Annotated in this window: 19 protein-coding genes; 7 read left to right on the top strand and 12 right to left on the bottom strand. The window is 56.5% G+C overall.

Going from position 1 to position 16079, the window contains the following annotated elements:
• Positions 1 to 4: 4 nt before the first annotated feature.
• Positions 5 to 646 carry a cysteine hydrolase family protein gene (locus AOZ07_RS04750; RefSeq protein WP_075972417.1) on the top strand — a complete coding sequence of 214 codons (642 nt, stop codon included), beginning with the start codon at positions 5 to 7 and terminating at the stop codon, positions 644 to 646.
• A gap of 23 nt (positions 647 to 669) precedes the next feature.
• Complete coding sequence (locus AOZ07_RS04755) at positions 670 to 1167, top strand: GNAT family N-acetyltransferase (RefSeq protein WP_060700950.1); 498 nt, start codon at positions 670 to 672, stop codon at positions 1165 to 1167.
• Between the two features lie 17 nt (positions 1168 to 1184).
• Here the strand turns inward: AOZ07_RS04755 and AOZ07_RS04760 are convergent, their stop codons facing one another.
• Together AOZ07_RS04760 and AOZ07_RS04765 are read right to left on the bottom strand one after the other, a co-directional pair.
• Positions 1185 to 1658: a mycothiol transferase gene (locus AOZ07_RS04760; RefSeq protein WP_060700951.1), complete on the bottom strand. Its 474-nt coding sequence runs from the start codon at positions 1656 to 1658 to the stop codon at positions 1185 to 1187.
• Between the two features lie 165 nt (positions 1659 to 1823).
• Positions 1824 to 2381, bottom strand: a complete 558-nt coding sequence (locus tag AOZ07_RS04765; RefSeq protein ID WP_060700952.1) for a HutD/Ves family protein — start codon at positions 2379 to 2381, stop codon at positions 1824 to 1826.
• Between the two features lie 159 nt (positions 2382 to 2540).
• On the opposite strand from AOZ07_RS04765, the gene AOZ07_RS04770 reads away from it, so the two are divergent.
• Together AOZ07_RS04770 and AOZ07_RS04775 are read left to right on the top strand one after the other, a co-directional pair.
• Positions 2541 to 3452, top strand: a complete 912-nt coding sequence (locus tag AOZ07_RS04770) for an aminoglycoside phosphotransferase family protein (protein WP_060700953.1) — start codon at positions 2541 to 2543, stop codon at positions 3450 to 3452.
• Positions 3453 to 3566: 114 nt separating this feature from the next.
• Positions 3567 to 4169 (top strand): maleylpyruvate isomerase N-terminal domain-containing protein, encoded by a 603-nt coding sequence (locus AOZ07_RS04775; RefSeq protein WP_194943799.1) that lies wholly within the window; start codon positions 3567 to 3569, stop codon positions 4167 to 4169.
• A gap of 44 nt (positions 4170 to 4213) precedes the next feature.
• Here the strand turns inward: AOZ07_RS04775 and AOZ07_RS04780 are convergent, their stop codons facing one another.
• Entirely contained in the window at positions 4214 to 4885 is a 672-nt protein-coding gene (locus tag AOZ07_RS04780) for an HAD family hydrolase (RefSeq protein WP_236995271.1), read from the bottom strand.
• A 31-nt stretch (positions 4886 to 4916) separates the two neighbouring features.
• Positions 4917 to 5363, bottom strand: coding sequence for a MarR family winged helix-turn-helix transcriptional regulator (locus tag AOZ07_RS04785; RefSeq protein WP_060700956.1), 447 nt, complete (start codon positions 5361 to 5363; stop codon positions 4917 to 4919).
• Positions 5364 to 5477: 114 nt separating this feature from the next.
• On the opposite strand from AOZ07_RS04785, the gene AOZ07_RS04790 reads away from it, so the two are divergent.
• Together AOZ07_RS04790 and AOZ07_RS04795 are read left to right on the top strand one after the other, a co-directional pair.
• A complete protein-coding gene (locus AOZ07_RS04790) occupies positions 5478 to 6656 on the top strand; it encodes an MFS transporter (RefSeq protein ID WP_060700957.1) in 1179 nt (392 codons plus the stop codon).
• 44 nt (positions 6657 to 6700) lie between these two features.
• A complete protein-coding gene (locus AOZ07_RS04795; protein WP_060700958.1) occupies positions 6701 to 7531 on the top strand; it encodes an aldo/keto reductase in 831 nt (276 codons plus the stop codon).
• Positions 7532 to 8659: 1128 nt separating this feature from the next.
• Here the strand turns inward: AOZ07_RS04795 and AOZ07_RS04800 are convergent.
• From AOZ07_RS04800 to AOZ07_RS04815, 8 genes are all read right to left on the bottom strand, one after another.
• Complete coding sequence (locus tag AOZ07_RS04800) at positions 8660 to 9160, bottom strand: GNAT family N-acetyltransferase (protein ID WP_060700959.1); 501 nt, start codon at positions 9158 to 9160, stop codon at positions 8660 to 8662.
• 153 nt (positions 9161 to 9313) lie between these two features.
• Entirely contained in the window at positions 9314 to 9703 is a 390-nt protein-coding gene (locus tag AOZ07_RS19220; protein WP_075972418.1) for a YybH family protein, read from the bottom strand.
• A 230-nt stretch (positions 9704 to 9933) separates the two neighbouring features.
• The gene (locus AOZ07_RS18700; RefSeq protein ID WP_186468027.1) at positions 9934 to 10449 is read right to left on the bottom strand and encodes a DUF4240 domain-containing protein; all 516 of its coding nucleotides are present in this window, start codon (positions 10447 to 10449) and stop codon (positions 9934 to 9936) included.
• A gap of 471 nt (positions 10450 to 10920) precedes the next feature.
• Positions 10921 to 11241, bottom strand: coding sequence for a hypothetical protein (locus tag AOZ07_RS18105; RefSeq protein ID WP_075972419.1), 321 nt, complete (start codon positions 11239 to 11241; stop codon positions 10921 to 10923).
• Positions 11242 to 11462: 221 nt separating this feature from the next.
• Positions 11463 to 12731 (bottom strand): MFS transporter, encoded by a 1269-nt coding sequence (locus tag AOZ07_RS04810; RefSeq protein WP_060700961.1) that lies wholly within the window; start codon positions 12729 to 12731, stop codon positions 11463 to 11465.
• Positions 12732 to 12802: 71 nt separating this feature from the next.
• A complete protein-coding gene (locus tag AOZ07_RS18705) occupies positions 12803 to 13171 on the bottom strand; it encodes a hypothetical protein (RefSeq protein ID WP_194943800.1) in 369 nt (122 codons plus the stop codon).
• Between the two features lie 104 nt (positions 13172 to 13275).
• Positions 13276 to 13779, bottom strand: a complete 504-nt coding sequence (locus AOZ07_RS18710; RefSeq protein WP_146277926.1) for a hypothetical protein — start codon at positions 13777 to 13779, stop codon at positions 13276 to 13278.
• Positions 13780 to 13987: 208 nt separating this feature from the next.
• Positions 13988 to 14893, bottom strand: coding sequence for a LysR family transcriptional regulator (locus AOZ07_RS04815; RefSeq protein WP_060700962.1), 906 nt, complete (start codon positions 14891 to 14893; stop codon positions 13988 to 13990).
• A 133-nt stretch (positions 14894 to 15026) separates the two neighbouring features.
• On the opposite strand from AOZ07_RS04815, the gene tdh reads away from it, so the two are divergent.
• A complete protein-coding gene (gene tdh / locus AOZ07_RS04820; protein WP_060700963.1) occupies positions 15027 to 16079 on the top strand; it encodes an L-threonine 3-dehydrogenase in 1053 nt (350 codons plus the stop codon).

Here is a 16079-nt window from a genome sequence, read left to right on the forward strand (position 1 = left end):
AAGCATGATTGCAAACAACAAGACGGCTTTAATCGTGGTCGACATGCAGCAGGGTTTTTACGACGCCTCATGGGGGCCGACGACCAACTACCCAGAATGCGAGAACAACGTTGATCGGCTTCTTGCGGAATGGTCTTCAAGGCACATGCCGATAGTGGTCGTCAGGCACGATAGCCGGGATCCGAATTCGCCCTTGTTCGTGGACGGAGCCGGCAATGATCTTCACGAATCGGTGCAAGCGGTCAGAGCTGATTTGCTGGTGACTAAAACAGTGAACTCATCATTTTATGGTTCGCCAGATCTGAAAAGTTGGCTTGTATCGCAGCAGATCAAGCAGATTGTAGTCTGCGGAATCCAAACCAATTTATGTGTGGAGACGACCGCCCGCATGGGCGGAAACCTCGGGTTTGATGTGATTGTTCCTCTGGATGCCACACGCACTTTCGATCTGGCAGGGCCCGATGGCACCGTCATTCCAGCTGCCGCCTTGATGCAGGTGACAGCGACAAATCTTCACGGAGATGGCTTTGCGCAGGTCGTTTCGACGCGAGAGGTTTTGGAGTCATTAAAAGAAGACTGGAATGACAGCGGGTATCTGGCAGTTTGCGATGGCAACCATACTAATGTCCAGGCAGACCGCAATTGACATAGTTTGCATGGGCTTGCGCCATGAATATCGCGTTCTTATCGAGCAACAAGTTCCCGTTTCATGTTCGCCGGGACTGGACAAAGCCGGAACTCAGAGAATTGGTCGATGGCGGAAGATATTGGAACAGCGAGAGCCAAGGATTCTGGATCATTGGCGATGGTCAATGCCTGGGAATGGCAGTTCTAGAAGACTTGGAAGACGACACGCCAATGTTTGACCTGCGCTTGGCCGAGGCCTTCCGGGGACAAGGACTGGGTGTCGTGATAATGAAGGAATTAAGTGCCATGGTCTTCAACAACAAGCCGGAAGCCGTGAGATTCGAGGGCCAAACCAGAGAAGACAATATTGCGATGCGCAAGGTGTTCCTGAAGGCTGGCTTCCTCAAGGAAGCCCACTACCGGATGAGCTGGCCCGCCGATGAAGGCACAAGAGTGGCATCGGTCGCCTACGCCAATCTCCGCCAAGATTGGGAGAGCGGCGAAACGACCGGCTTCGACTGGGATGACCTGAAAATCTGACGTCGCCGTTCACGATTTCATTGAGCAGGGCGGCACAAGAAATCGCGAGTAATTTCCAGATGGCCCAAATGCTGGCAGAGCTCTTCGTACACATGCTGGAGGACGCCTTCGCAGGTGGACATCCAATACTCGGCCTCCCGTCCCGGCGGCAAAACGGCGGGAGCTTGCTGCATTTCGGTGCGCGAAATATCTGCGGCGAATGCTGTTCTGGTCTCGGAAGCCAACGCCAGGGCTCCGGGCTTGTCCATTTTTGCGCTGAACTCTGCATCCCGATCGCGGGGGACTGCGATGCCGAGATTCACCGTTGAGGACCAGCGACGCATCATGCCGCAACAGTGCAACAGAATCTGTACCGGCGAGTTGCTGCCTTCCATCGGCAAGCAGCTGTTGATCAATTCGTCTGGAATTTCTTTGACGGTTTCGAAAAGCTGGTCGAACTTGTCGAATAGAAGTGTGGCGAGGATCTGCTCGCTGCTTGACAGTGAATTCATGCCCCGAGTCTAGACGAAAGCAGGCGTTGCCATGAGCCGCGGGCAAGAGCAGAAAGGCGCATCGGCCAGACGAAGGGCACCTGTGGGCAGTGTAGCGGCAGAGTCAATCACTGGCGGTTTCAGCAGCAGGAAAAACCGCGGCGTTCTCGGCATGCCTTGTTTCAACTATTTGGTGTCCGTGCCCCGAGGGATCAAAGTTGCAAGATGAAAACGCCCCACAGCGGTTACAGGGGTATCTCTAGGAATCATGAGTGCATCCAAGCGTGTCAGTTCCGCATTTCCAATTCGACAGGTATTGTCCAATGCCACGAGGATTCTCACTTCGTTGCGTGGCGAATTCCCGGTAGTCGAGTCCAACGTGGAAACGCTGGCCTCCCATTTTTCGCCGAGGAACATCAAGTTCAGGGCCAGGAAGCCAGAGCCCAGGGGTACAACTGCAACCTCGTCGTCGCCGGCAAACGCTGCTTGTTCACCGGCTCGGAGACGACGCGTCTGGCCACTAACGGTCAAGTCGATCTCGCCAGGACCTAAGGCCACCTGAATCCGCTGGATTCCCGGATATTGGCTGTAGGGCTGGGCCTGGGAAATTTCAGCAACGCTGACTTTCCAGGACCACGCACCAAAGGCATCCGAATCGCTGAGGACGGTGCGCGACACTCCCTTGCCGTTCTTCCAGGGCTGAGCCGACAGGTCTGCATAGCGAACAACGGGAAGTGCATGCATAGCGGTCTGCTTCCTCACGGATTCAAGTGGGTTTGATTGTCATCTTGCCATCAGAGTTCTGGCCCGCTTCAATTCGTGACACCAGGTGCGGCGCTTCACGGATTCCGATTCAATGGGCTAAATTGCGGTCAGCTCAATGCGGAAGATTAGTATTGAGCGATGAGCCAGCCATCAGCTAAGAAGTCCGTCATGCCCGACGCTGAAGTCGACATCGATTTGGCAATGGTCCGCCAGCTGATCGCCGCACAAGCGCCACAGTGGGCTCATGAAGAGGTCAAATACCTCGCTACCGGGTGGGACAACGAGGTCTATCGCCTCGGGGATTCCCTGATGATTCGTTTGCCCCGACGACAGCTGGGGGAGGAGATTGGCATCAAGGAACGCCGCTGGCTGCCGCAAATGGCAAAGGACTGCGGGATTGATCTTGGCCTGGCGATCTTTGAAGGGCAGCCCACGTCCATCTACCCCTATACCTTTTCGATTTGCCGCTACGTTCCTGGTACCAGTGCGGCTCGGTTCAAGCGGCAGGACCGCGATGGATACGCGGAAGAATTTTCTGGACTGCTGCGAGCTCTTCATCAACCTTCAAGTTTGCCGGAACCACGAAGCGGCTTTCGAGGTTGTGCGTTGGCGCTATTGGATGCACGGACTCGCGAGCAAATTTCGAACTTGGATTCGTCGTTGCGGCCCGGCGCCCTAGCGCTGTGGGAGGAAGCCGTGGAGGCAGAAGACTATCAGGGCGCTCCAGTGTGGCTGCATGGTGATCCGCATCCGCACAACACCATTGTTGGCGACGAGCTGCCGCATCCCGCAGTCTCCCTGGTTGATTACGGGGATCTATGCGTTGGCGACCCCGCTTCGGATCTGGGCATGTTCTGGATGCATTTCACCCCCACTGGCATTAGCCGAGCCTTCGAGAGCTATGGCATCGCAGTCGGCAGCCCAGCGTGGAAACGAGCGCGCGGTTGGGCACTGCGGTATGCCATGCTCACCGCAAATCTTGGCACCGATGATCTCCTGGGCATTGTTGGGCGGGAGACCCTGGAAGTTCTCCTTGCCTCCTCCGAGTAGCTTTGAAAGAGCACCACTTGAGCTGCCACAGACCGTAAGCTGAACTCAATCACCCGAGTATTGAGTGTCTCGGCCAGCGAGAGGACCACTATGGATCTTGAGAAGAATCCGAGCGTGGCTGCACGTTTATGCCTCGAATCCCACGCGGAGCTATTGGAGCATGTGGTTGGTCTCAGCGACGAGAGCATGCAACAGGGCAGCAAATTGCCTGGATGGTCCGTAGGCCATGTGCTGACGCATCTTGCGAGAAATGCCGATGCACATGCACGGCGTCTGGAAGGAGCCTTGAACGGCGAAGACGTTCCCAAATACGCCAACGGTGCAGAACAGCGTCGCCAAGAAATTGAGGACGGTGCGCGGAATGCAGCATCTGAAATCTTGGCGGATCTTGAATCGAGCGTTCGTCGTTTAGACGGTCTTCTTGAGCAAAGCGAGCAGGCTCACTGGCCTAACGCCGATTTCATGGGCGGCGGGCACTACGGAGTTGGTGGTTGTCCAGCTCATCGCCTGCGCGAAGTCCAGATGCATCTTGTAGATCTTGGGCTGGGATACTCGCCAAGCCAGTGGCCCGAAGAATACACAATGTGGGATCTGGGCAACCTGCTGGCCACGGTTCCCGAACGCTTGGCGAACCCGGAAGCGCGTACCGAACTGGTTGCGTGGTTGGCCGGGCGCGGTCCGCTAGGCAAGGAATTCACCTTGGATCCCTGGGGCTGAGCTGCATCGCTTGTGGCACCAAATGGCCCTGGCCTCAGCTATTTTTACGTGAGAAGGCCCGGTAGCTGATCCATGTTGGTAAATACTTCAGCAGCGCCTGCCGCCAAGAGCTTTTCCTCGGTGCTGCTGATGGGTCCACCAGGGCAATAACCGAAGACCGTAGCTCCTGCCGCAACTCCGGCGCTCACTCCGGTGACCGTATCTTCGACAACTGCTGCTTGGCTCGGATCAATATCCAGGCCAGAAGCAGCTGCCAGATAGACATCGGGCGCAGGCTTGCTCTGGGCATACTCCATGCCGCTATAGACCCGGTTGCCGAAGAATGGCGCCATCTGGGCTATCGATAGCTGCATCTCGACCTTGGCCCGGTCGGCTCCCGTGGCGCAGGCGATCTTTTCGCCGTAGGCGGCAGATATCTGCTTGACGGCTTCCAAGGCACCGGGCACGGCTTGCAAGTTTTCGCGCAAGGCCACATCGCGGCGTTGCCTGAACCCGGCAATCCACTGCTCGTCAATCCGCACACCGGTATGTGCAAGGATGGGATCCCACTGGTCCTTGAGGGCCTTGCCGATGAAGATGCTGATGCATTCTTCCTGGCTGATGTCCCATCCCAATTCAATGAGCATCTCCCGGAGCACTGCGTTCGTGATGGACTCGGAATCCACCAGTACGCCATCGCAATCAAAGAGCACGGCGGAGAATTTTGGACGCGGCAAGTTTGATCCTTCCTGCAGAATCATCGATTGGCTAAGCGGCCGAGAACTCGTGGAGAATGCGGGCCAGCGGCGCCAGTTCGGGCTGCTCCTCGGCCTGCTTCAACACGCGTTCCAGCGTGGCATCGTGGATGGGCTTGGCCTTTTGATACAGCTCGTGCCCAGTGGCGGTGAGTTCGGTGTAGATGCCCCTGCGGTCATCCGCGCACAGCACGCGCGAGAGCAGATTGCGATCTTCGAGCCTCGTGACCAGGCGCGTCGTTGCGCTGGGGCTCAGTGCGGTGGCGCGGGCCAGCTGCGCCATGCGCATGTGCCAGCCGTCCTGCCGGTTCAAGGCGTCCAATAATGTGTACTCGACCACAGAAAGTCCGACCTGGGCGGTCAGGTCCTTTTCTAGTGCGGCATCGATTAATCCGTGCAATGACGCCAAAGTGCGCCATCCACGAGCACGGATTTCGACAGCATCATCTGCGATTCCCATGGGTTCCTCCAAAAATACTTGCTTGCGCTGGTTAGTTGCGTGTGCAACGATAGTATCCATCGCGCAATAACAAGCGTGTGCAACTAATTTATCTAGTCTATCAGGAGTAACGCTATGCCGCTCGGTCTTATTGCGTTGGCCATCGGTGCCTTTGGCATTGGGCTTACTGAGTTCGTCATCATGGGCCTGTTGCCAGATGTGGCCACCGACTTCGCTGTCAGCGAGGCAGCCGCTGGCTGGCTCATTTCCGGATACGCACTGAGCGTTGTGGTCGGGGCTCTTGGGCTGACCGCAGCCACTGTCCGTCTTCCACGTAAGCCAGTGCTGGTTGGCTTGCTGGTTCTGTTCATTCTCGGCAACTCGCTCACCGCCATGGCCTCGACCTATGAAGTGGCCATGATCGGCCGCGTTGTCGCCGCCCTGTGCCACGGTGCCTTCTTCGGCATCGGCTCGGTCGTGGCATCCGATCTGGTCCCAGCCAACAAGAAGGCCGGCGCCATCGCTATCATGTTCACCGGCCTGACCGCCGCCAACGTCTTGGGCGTTCCATTTGGAACCCTGCTCGGACAGCACGCCGGCTGGCGCTCGACGTTCTGGGCCATCTCCGGCATTGGAGTCCTTGCCCTGATCGGCATCCTCGTGCTGGTACCAGTCATCAAGCACGCCGCAGAAGGTATCTCGCTGCGCAAAGAACTCGGCGCCTTTACCTCCCTGCAGGTTTGGCTCTCCCTGGGTGTCACCATCCTTGGCTACGGCGGAATGTTTGGCGCCTTCACCTACATCGCCTACACCCTGACCGAGGTCACCGGATTCAATGAGTCCACCGTTCCATGGCTGCTGATGCTCTTCGGCGTGGGCCTGTTCGTGGGCAACTGGCTCGGTGGCCGCATGGCCGACAAGAGCATCGACCGCACCCTGCTGTTCTTCATCGCAGCCCTCCTGGTAGTGCTGATCGCCTTCGGAGCACTGGCAAGCAGCCCGGTTGCCACCATTGTGGCCTTGTTCCTCATGGGCGGATTCGGCTTCGGCACCGTTCCAGGCCTGCAAAGCCGCATCATGCAATTCGCTGGTTCGGCCCCGACCTTGGCGTCAGGTGCCAACATCGGTGCCTTCAACGTCGGCAACGCACTGGGCGCATGGGCCGGTGGACTGGGCATCGCCGCAGGCCTGGGCTACACCTCGCCCATCTGGATCGGTGCCGCCATTACCGTCGCCGCATTGCTGCTGGTATTGGTCGCCATGTCCCTGGCCAAGAAGTCGGCCACTGCGCCCGAATTGGCTCCGGCCAGCTAGGCTCAAAGATTTTCCAAACCACCAACAATTTCAAGGAGTTAGATATGACTACCGCAATTCCCACCATCACCCTGAACAATGGCGTTGAAATGCCGCAGGTCGGTTTCGGAGTCTTCCAGGTTCCCAACGAGGAAACCACCGCCGCCGTGGCCTCAGCCCTTAAGGCCGGGTACCGCAGCATCGATACCGCTGCGATCTACGGCAATGAAGAAGGCGTGGGCAAAGCACTTGCCCAGTCCGGTGTTGCCCGCGAAGACCTGTTCATCACTTCCAAGATCTGGATCGCGGACATGGGCTACGAGCAAACCTTGGAAGCGTTCGAGGCGAGCTTGCAGCGTTTGGGCCTGGACTACCTGGATCTGTTCCTGATTCACTGGCCAGCTCCGGAAAAGGATCTCTATGTTGAGACTTGGAAGGCACTGGAGAAGTTGTACGCCGACAAGAAGATCCGCGCCATCGGCGTTTCGAACTTCCAGCCAGAGCACCTGGACAAGCTGACCGCCGGGGGAAGCATCGTCCCGGCCGTGAACCAGGTTGAACTCCACCCCGCTTTGCAGAACCGCGAAGTCATTGCCGCGAACACCGGACATGGCATCGTCACCGAAGCGTGGAGCCCGCTGGCCCAGGGTGCCATGCTCACCGATGAAACCATCGAGGCAATTGCCAACGCGCACGAGGTCACTGCAGCCCAGGTCATCCTGCGCTGGCACCTGCAGCAGGGTCGCGTGATCATTCCGAAGTCGGTGACCGAATCCCGGATCATCGCCAACCTGGATCTGTTCGGTTTCGAACTGACCAGCGATGAACTGGCAAACATCGATGCCCTGGACCGCGATGGCCGTACTGGTCCAAATCCGGACACCTTCAACGGCTGATTTCATAACACCGACCAGAATGCTGCCCGCATGCTTAGCCAGCTGCGGGCATCATCTCTGGCTTGGCCCATCCAATGAATTGCAATTGGAGGACGCCCCGTTTGTGTGCGTTGCCTTGCATTTCAGGTCAAGCTCAAATTCGCTTTTATGTCGTTCAAAGCCACGCGGCCATGGCTAACTGTTGCAGTTCTTCCTGCTTGATTCGCCCGTTAACAGTTAGAGCCGAGTACCAAGAGTGAAACACCGGCCGCAACGTCTACCGATGCAAAATTACTGACAGCAACGCCCGCAGGCCGAAAGATTTGGGACTAGCCGTTGCGGCCGTCCCGTGGCCGGACGACGGCCAGGTTCTGGCCAGTGTCCTTCGCTATGATTCTTGTGCCACCGATATCTCCGCTCCAGCGCGCGGCATTCCTCCTGGATCGTTGAATGCTGTAGGCGCCATGGCGCAGGAGTCCTCGACGGCTCAACTGAAACCAGCCTTTTCGCCCAGAAAAGTGGGCTGATGGGCAACTGCTCGCGGTCGGGGTGTAGCCCCGATTGCGCGTCATTTCATGGGCGAAAGCAGCTCTTCGAATCCAAGGGTGCCGCTTTTGCACTCATATCCGTACCTCTAGATGCAATAGCAAGACAGTCCTCTCGATAATGCATTATTGATCGATTATGACTCTTCAGCGCATTTACTTGTAACGGTAAAAGGTCGCATGATCGTCTGGAGCGATAGGTCAACCCATGATCCAGCCACACTCGCAGTTTCAGCCGGCCAAAAGAACTCGGCCTAGACTAATGGACCAGTTTTCCGCGAGTGCAAACAACGTTATCGCGTTTCTTTTGCTTCATACCTGGCGTCCTGGAAACGGCACTTTGAGCAAAGCGAGTATCCAGCTGGTCCGAACCAAGCCTTATCGTCTCCCTGACGTAAAGCAACCCTACAGGACGCGCATCTCGCACGGATTTCAGACGGCATTTGAACCTCACAATAATGTATTGACTGCGCGTGGAAAAGGCCTCGGAAAAGAAACCCTAACGAATTTCATCGTATCCTCCCACTAGGCGGTAAACGGAAAAGACAAAAACGAGCGTTATTGAATTTAACTACAGGCATCGTTTCCAAGACGGTGTCTGGCGTTAAAGCTCCATTCCCATCACTGTTCGAACAGCAATAGATCCACCAAAGTCATCTTCTACATGTTTCATGCCTAGCTTCTCGGCAACGCGTTGAGAAGCGATATTCTCGGGGTGAATAATTGCAACTAGCGTCTTCGCTTGCAGCACGTCTCTTGCGAATTCTTTACAAGCATTAGCGGCTTCGGTTGCGAAGCCGTGGCCTTGGACTTCATTTTTCATGTGATATCCGACTTCGAGTTCTAAGTGGTCATTGACTTCCTGCCAGGTAAGTCCGCAATCACCAAGGAACTCGCCCGCCAGTGTTTCAACAATCCACAAGCCGAATCCATATTCGGCGTAGTTTTCCTCATTCCAAGCGATCCAATTGCTCGCCTCATTGCGAGTCTTGGGAGCAGGGTAGTAGGTCATTACAGCTGGGTCTCCGAGCATGGCAGCTATGTCATCTAAGTCTGTTTGATCCATCTGTCGAAAGCGCAATCGCGCCGTGGTGTCAGGAAGCATTTGTCTAGTTTATTGCTTCGTTCATCATCCACTCACTATCCACGGATATTGAAAAGAGCAACAAACTTTTTGGGTCCGTGAAGTCCCTAGCATTCCTGTCCAAGATCCGTAGACCTGCGCCGAGCTATCCGTTAGGGAACGATCTACAGGTCTCTATCCGTCGGATGTCAGTTGCTCGTGCTCTATAAGCCAACCAGACTTGTGCCTGACGAGAACGTTAGTCCCTCTACCGGTTCCAGATCGCGGTTGACCGTTTATTAGTCCGATCCACGAAAAATGGTATCGGCAGACAGCAATATCACTCTTCACTGTTACCCAAGCCAAATCATGGATTGAATAAACCTCATTCTGGATCGTATCGAAGGTATTCTGCAGTGCAACTCGGATTTCCTCGTGCCCGTAATAGGATCCATCGGAGAACCAATAGCTAGCCTCTGGCGAGATATGTGCAAGCACTCGATCGAGTACGCGTGAGTTATTTGCTGCTTCGTACTCGCGCATCATTCGAGTCAATTCAAGTACAGAATCTTCGGTAGACGTCATAGTATCCAGTTTGGTCGGTAGTACTAGTTGAACCAACCAAAATGGTACTTCTCTCGTTCTAAATTTCCGAAAATGCCCGTGGAGGCCGTGCGACTTAGGAACGTATCGGCAACGTTTTACGCACGAGGAACTCTCTGCAGGACGATCTGAACGCCTATCCCTTGCTGCTGAATGCGGTGAATTGCGGCACGTCTGGATCGCGCGGCAATCAGCTCCCTACATTCATCGAATCATGGAAGGGGCGAGAGATCCGGATAGAGACTCTCGACTGTTTCTTCGTCCCATGCCGTCCCCGAAGGCTCACCGACTGCAATGGTCGATGGGCTCTGCGGGTAGTCCTCGTACAGATCCCGGCCATCACTGGCTCTCAGGTACGCATCCTCACCGACGTAGGATAGCCACTCCGCTTCATCGCTCTCGAAAGCGAAGCTTAGACGACCATTGTCCAACGTATGCGGATCCCGCTGCACGGCCTTGAAGTAGTCTTGGCCCTGGCCGACCACCCAGCTGCGGAGGTACTCGAAGCAGTCGTCGGAACACCCGCCGTAGAGCACATAGGCAGCACCCCACAACTCCCACGAGTAGAGCTCTAGATTCTTAGAAACGAACCTTGCGTTGAAGGATGCGACCTGTACAGGTGGCAAGTCCGCAAGGATGTCCTCCAGCTCAGCCGCTTGGCGTTCGATGCTTCCATCTGAGACTTCCAGCGAGCGGCTAATGATGTCCCAGAACTGGCCTTGCTCCATTAGCTGCACCCCCGGCTCGACTGATGTCGAGGGCGGGGATATCGTCGCTGTTCCAGTTGCCTGGGAATCGGCCTCTGCTGATATTGAGGAAGTAGTTGATGTTTCCACGGGGACCGGGTCGGAACTTCCGGTTGCGGGCTGCTGAGCGCACCCGGCCAGCACCATCGCCAGTGCTATCACTGCTGCGACTGCCCTGGACTTGGTTTTTAGCGTGAGCGCGTTGGCGCCAGCCGAATGAGGTCGATGTCCCGCTCCGCTTCTGGCGTGGTTAGGCGTTTTCATGGTTCCCCCGGTTATGTAAGTGCAATTGCGACCAACTCGCGCTATGGGGAACTCTACCGGCACGATCGGTTACTCCCAGGTGTGTCTGCCTGAGTCCTCTTTCAGGGTTAGACCCTTGGCAGCAAATTGCGGAACAGGCAATTTACCCCGTTCCGATTCGGTAAAGCTCATTGGAAGTCTTGTTTTCGTTCAGCCTTTTTCTTTTCCTGGCAATGGAGCACCAGCGAGAAACGCCTCGTATTCATCAATCACATCATCATCGACGGACGGCTGCTGGTTAGTGTAGCGACCGTCGGTACGATCTCTTTTCGGGCCAGACACCCAATACTCGTCGCCAGTAGCGGGGTCAACGAAATTTGCATCAAAAAGTCCCGAGACTTGACGCAGAGCAAGATCGTGGAAGTACGCTGTCCTCCAAGATTTGGAGAACCGGACACGACTAATCCATGCTGGTCCACGATCTGTGTTGTATCCAGTCTTGAGTTGAATATACATAATGCGTTCGGCCATGAGGCCATGATAATCAGTCTGTATGCGGTTTAGGCTGGCTTGTTGCCGGTCATTTTGTGAATCGTTGGCGATTTGCGGAAGATCCTGCTGGTGCCCGATATGAATTTCGGTTCACATGGGAACGCTCTGTGGGACAGTGTTTTCGAATTGCCTTCGATGACGGCAATCAGGATTTCCTGCGAACTAGCTCTCGTGTTTTTCATGGAAAACGAGGCTTTTGGTTAGTTGGAAACTACCGCGGACTGATCGGCATCGTCTCTCGGGGCGGGCGTTACATGTGACGTGGGGATTCTTCTGTGGAGCCGGAGTAAACGCAGGGCGACAAAGGCGACCAGGACACCGACCAGCGCACAGACTCCGGCGACAATCACCATGCTTTGAGCATCTCCCGGTGTACGTGGGGTGCCGACGATGTAGCCTATGGCCACGGAAGTGCTAGTGAGCATCCGATAGTAGGCCCAGGCGCTGCCCGTGTGGGCTTGGGGGATCTGTTGGAAGATCATGTTTCGGACCCCGACGTTGTGCGTTCCGTTGCCCATGCCGCCGATGACGAAGGCAATGCCGATGATGTTGGCGATCGGGGCCAGGCCTTCGGCCAATATCGCCAGTGCCATGCATAGCCCGCCACCCACGATGAGTAGCATGGTGCGTGGAGCGAGGCGCTTGGTGCCGGCCAGATAGGCACCGATGATCGATCCCACGGCCCAGCAGGACAGGACCAAACCGTAGAGCGTGTCGCTTCCCGAGATTTGCCTTAGCCAGAATACGCCCGCGACGGCTTCAATGGAGGTACTGATCATAATGAGGATCAGCAGCGGCATCGTGGCAGCGACAATGGGGGAGGATCGTATGGCACGCCAGCCATCGCGCACGCCATTAAAGATGTTCCAAGAGTCGGGTTCGGCGGATTCAGGGCGTTCCACGCGCAGCACCAGGACCAGGGCCGTGGCGGCGAGCACCGCGGTGGTTCCGGCATTCACACCCAGCATCAACGATGCACCGACTATGCCGAATAGCCAGGCAGATAGTGCGGGCCCAACCAAGTAGGCCAAGGACGATCCAATGGCCATTAAGGAGTTGGCCCGTTCGATGCGGATAGGGCCGGTCAACTTGGGCAGCAAGGCGAATGCGGCGCTGCTGGAGAGGATGTTGATGACATTTGATGCTGCTAACAGTGCTAGACGGGACCAGAAGTCATCTTGCAGCGCAGCGATGCCGATGCAGAGGCTTTGCAGTGCCAGGCAGACGACCCAGATCTTCCGGGGGTCGTAGCGATCGACAATTGCCCCTCCAAAGGGGGCCAGAATCATCGCCGGGATGGCCAGGCTGAGGGAGAACCACGTAACCATCCAGGTTTGGCCTTGGTCGACAGCGGTGAGCACCATGGACATGGAGGCGGCTTCGTCCCCAACGATGGCTAGTGATGAGATAACAACCAGGGCGATGAGTGGCAGGGCTGACGTGCGCCCGAACTTTGGGGTACTGTTCATGTGTTCGTTGGGCTCAGTCTGTTGGGTTGCGGATTGGTGGACTCAGGGAATTTGCGTGCAACGCTGCCAGTTTAGCGCGGCTTCATCCATAAATTGGCTCCGCATGGGCACTCTACGAGACAAGAAATTGTTCTTGATTCGGCGTTCTCAGATCCATGAATCAGCAGATGAACAAGACAGGGCATAGACTCAATGCCAGTGAGATCCACATTGCCTTCAACATCGATTGCAACGGCCAGGATACCTGGATCCAGCGCGGCTAGTTCCGCGGCGAACATTCCCGACTCCGGTAGTTGCTTGATGTTGGCGAACTTGAGACGTTCGCGACTGCCAGCAACCAGGTTAACGTTTATTGTTTCCGTGCTCCAGAACAGCCCGGAGGCCGTCTTGCATTTCGTCGCCAAGGTGGCTTCGTTTCGTTGTGCCTGGATACCCGACAATAGCGTCGCTGTAACCCGCACTTTGTGTCCAAGGAGCCAACCCCGAGCGCGACACCGCCTATCGCCAACTTGAATGCTGGCTCATTGTGCTTAATAGCCGATTATCAATCTTTTGGTTGTCGAGGTGTAAATACGGTATTGGATCGTGGCGCATAGGCGTACCACCCAGTGCTTTCTCCACGCCGTGTTGCCTCCAGCGCATGCGCCACCTCTTCTTCTAGTGCTTTGATCTCGATGGCTAAAGCATCAAACACTTGTGCAGCTTGAGGGTTAAGAGCGGGCCCGTTTGACCGAAACTTGCGGTCCGGCATATCACCTACGCTTGCGACCAATTCAATTTCAAACCCATCACCAAGTTCATCAGCGACACGCTGTGCTAATCGTTCACCCGCAACACCGAACTGACGGGCCAAACCTGGAGATTTCCACTCATAATCTCGGTTCAAACCGTCATAGTAAGACTGTTCCCACCGCGAGAGTTCGTGAGTCAGCGCAGCAGATAGTCGGGCGGTGGCATAGTCAATAGGCTCGTTAAACCACAGCACTGTGTCTGCATAGTCTGGAAACATGCGGACCGTTGAAGGCAGAATCTCACGCGATGAATTCATATCGCGATCATACCGATACGCTCCAATCAGAACTAGGCTGTGCTTTTGTTGCCCTACGAGGTCCTTTGCGTGCGGCTCAGCGCAGTGCCGAGAACTATGCACAAAAGTCATGAGGACTTCGAAAACTGACAGTAACTCCGAGTTTTCAAATATTTTGAGTTCCCGGATACACGGACCGGCAAAAATCCCGTTTTCCCTAATGTCGGAATCAGCTGATGACCAAGCGTTTTACGGTGCTTCTGATTGCCTCGATGACGTCATTGACGGTCTTTCGGTGCAAGTGTTCTGCCCTCAATAAAAGGTCGATTTGTCGACCGGAGTTAATGCCTTTAATTGGTCGTAAAGTCACCGATTCATCCAGGGTTTTCCGCGCCGTGAATCGAGGCAATATCCCCAGGCAATCGCTGGCTTCGACGAGCGCGCCAGCTGTTGCATAGTCGTTCACCCGGTGCTCGATTTGCGGAGCCTTCCCTGCCAGCGCGGCGATGGTTTCCAGGACATCGGCCGGCGAATATCCGGAGCGGGAAACGACCCAGCGTTCATCGATGACCTGCTCGGGGGAGAGCTCATCGAATTCGGCCAACGGGTGATCCTTGTGGATGGCGATATCCAGCGGTTCGAAGGCCAGCGGGATCACCGTGATGCGCTCTTCGGGCCACGGTGCGGTATGCGGCATGCGGTGGGCCAGGACCAAATCGTAGGTCGAGGTCAGTGCCGGGAAATCCTGCTGCGAAACATCCTCATCGGAAAAATGCAGGGGCGGCAGTTGGCCTTCGGGCAGGGATAGCAGCGGCGCAAAAATGGTCTGCCCGATGGAGTGGAAGCCGGCGACGTTGATGGGCACATTCTTGTCCTGCTCCACGGTGCGTATTCTTGCCGAGGCTTCGGCCAGCGTCGAGGCCACCGATGCGGCTGCGGAGGCAAGCAGCTTGCCCTCGGAAGTGAGCACCAGGCGCCGGCCTTCCTTTCGGGTCAGGGGTGCTGGGAACCCGCGCTGCAACTGGGCCAAGTGCTGGGAGACGGCCGAGGGGGAGACGAACAGCGCCTTGGCCACGGCATTGACGCTCCCCAGATCCGCAAGTTCGCGCAGGATCCGCAGCTGATGTAAGTCCATGAAGTAAATGCTAAATCAATAGATCAGCAAATCGTGCTTCTTCTAATATGTTTTCCCCGGGAGTGCGGTGCGACACTGGAAGCAACACAGTCCGTCGCGTGTGAACCCGACGGCCATCTGAAAAGGATCACTCATGAAAGCACTGTACAAGTCCGGGCCGCACGCTGGGCTGGAACTGGTGGACCGCCCAGAACCAGAAGTAGGCGTGCACGATGTAAAAATCCGTGTCATGACTGCCGGCATCTGCGGCACCGACCTGCACATCGAGGCCTATGACGATGCCGCCAAGGCCATGATCAACACCCCGCTGGTTCCCGGGCACGAGTTCTACGGCGAAGTCGTGGAGATCGGCGACTTCGTGCACGGCGTCAAGGTGGGGGACCGGGTCTCCGGCGAAGGCCATGTGGTGTGCGGAATGTGCCGCAACTGCCGTGCTGGCCGCAAGCAGATGTGCATCAACGTTGATTCCGTCGGCGTCCAGCGTGATGGCGCCTTCGCCGAATATGTATCGATCCCCGAAAGCAACGTCTACATCCATCGCGATGAGCGCATCACCCCGCTGCTCGGCGCCATCTTCGACCCGTTCGGCAACGCCGTGCACACCGCCTTGCAGTTCCCCATGGTCGGCGAAGACGTGCTGATCACCGGGGCCGGCCCCATCGGCCTGATGGCCGCCGCCGTGGCTCGCCACGTCGGTGCCCGCAACATCGCCATCACGGACGTCTCCGAACAGCGCCTGGAACTGGCGCAGTCCATGGGCATCGACCTGGCCGTGAACGTGGCCACCACCCGGATCAAGGAAGCCCAGCAGCAGCTGGGCATGGTCGAGGGCTTCGACTACGGCATGGAAATGTCCGGCCACAAGACCGCCCTGCCGGAAATGATCGAAAACATGAACCACGGCGGCAAGATCTGCATGCTTGGACTGCCCAGCACCTCGATCGATATCAACTGGGGCAAGGTCGTCACCCACATGCTCACCCTGCGCGGCATCTACGGCCGCGAAATGTTCGAAACCTGGTACGCCATGAGCGCCATGCTCACCTCCTCGGAGGAGATGCGCGAGCGCATCTCCTCGGTAGTCACCGACTTCCTTCCGGCCACTGAATGGCAGCAGGGCTTCGAAGCCGCCCGCAGCGGCCACGGCGGCAAGGTCGTGCTCGACTGGACCGTTTTCGCAGACTAG

This window comes from Glutamicibacter halophytocola, from assembly GCF_001302565.1.
GTDB classification, from domain to species: domain Bacteria; phylum Actinomycetota; class Actinomycetes; order Actinomycetales; family Micrococcaceae; genus Glutamicibacter; species Glutamicibacter halophytocola.

Coding starts and splice junctions, on each gene's coding strand:
- AOZ07_RS04765 (WP_060700952.1), bottom strand. CDS start 2,381: ATGCATGCACTTCCCGTTGTTCGCTATGCAGACCTGTCGGCTCAGCCC.
- AOZ07_RS19220 (WP_075972418.1), bottom strand. CDS start 9,703: ATGACGTCTACCGAAGATTCTGTACTTGAATTGACTCGAATGATGCGC.
- AOZ07_RS04815 (WP_060700962.1), bottom strand. CDS start 14,893: ATGGACTTACATCAGCTGCGGATCCTGCGCGAACTTGCGGATCTGGGG.
- tdh (WP_060700963.1), top strand. CDS start 15,027: ATGAAAGCACTGTACAAGTCCGGGCCGCACGCTGGGCTGGAACTGGTG.
- AOZ07_RS04785 (WP_060700956.1), bottom strand. CDS start 5,363: ATGGGAATCGCAGATGATGCTGTCGAAATCCGTGCTCGTGGATGGCGC.
- AOZ07_RS18710 (WP_146277926.1), bottom strand. CDS start 13,779: ATGAATTCATCGCGTGAGATTCTGCCTTCAACGGTCCGCATGTTTCCA.
- AOZ07_RS18105 (WP_075972419.1), bottom strand. CDS start 11,241: ATGGCCGAACGCATTATGTATATTCAACTCAAGACTGGATACAACACA.
- AOZ07_RS04800 (WP_060700959.1), bottom strand. CDS start 9,160: ATGCTTCCTGACACCACGGCGCGATTGCGCTTTCGACAGATGGATCAA.
- AOZ07_RS18700 (WP_186468027.1), bottom strand. CDS start 10,449: ATGGAGCAAGGCCAGTTCTGGGACATCATTAGCCGCTCGCTGGAAGTC.
- AOZ07_RS04755 (WP_060700950.1), top strand. CDS start 670: ATGAATATCGCGTTCTTATCGAGCAACAAGTTCCCGTTTCATGTTCGC.
- AOZ07_RS04795 (WP_060700958.1), top strand. CDS start 6,701: ATGACTACCGCAATTCCCACCATCACCCTGAACAATGGCGTTGAAATG.
- AOZ07_RS04770 (WP_060700953.1), top strand. CDS start 2,541: ATGAGCCAGCCATCAGCTAAGAAGTCCGTCATGCCCGACGCTGAAGTC.
- AOZ07_RS04790 (WP_060700957.1), top strand. CDS start 5,478: ATGCCGCTCGGTCTTATTGCGTTGGCCATCGGTGCCTTTGGCATTGGG.
- AOZ07_RS04760 (WP_060700951.1), bottom strand. CDS start 1,658: ATGAATTCACTGTCAAGCAGCGAGCAGATCCTCGCCACACTTCTATTC.
- AOZ07_RS04810 (WP_060700961.1), bottom strand. CDS start 12,731: ATGAACAGTACCCCAAAGTTCGGGCGCACGTCAGCCCTGCCACTCATC.
- AOZ07_RS04750 (WP_075972417.1), top strand. CDS start 5: ATGATTGCAAACAACAAGACGGCTTTAATCGTGGTCGACATGCAGCAG.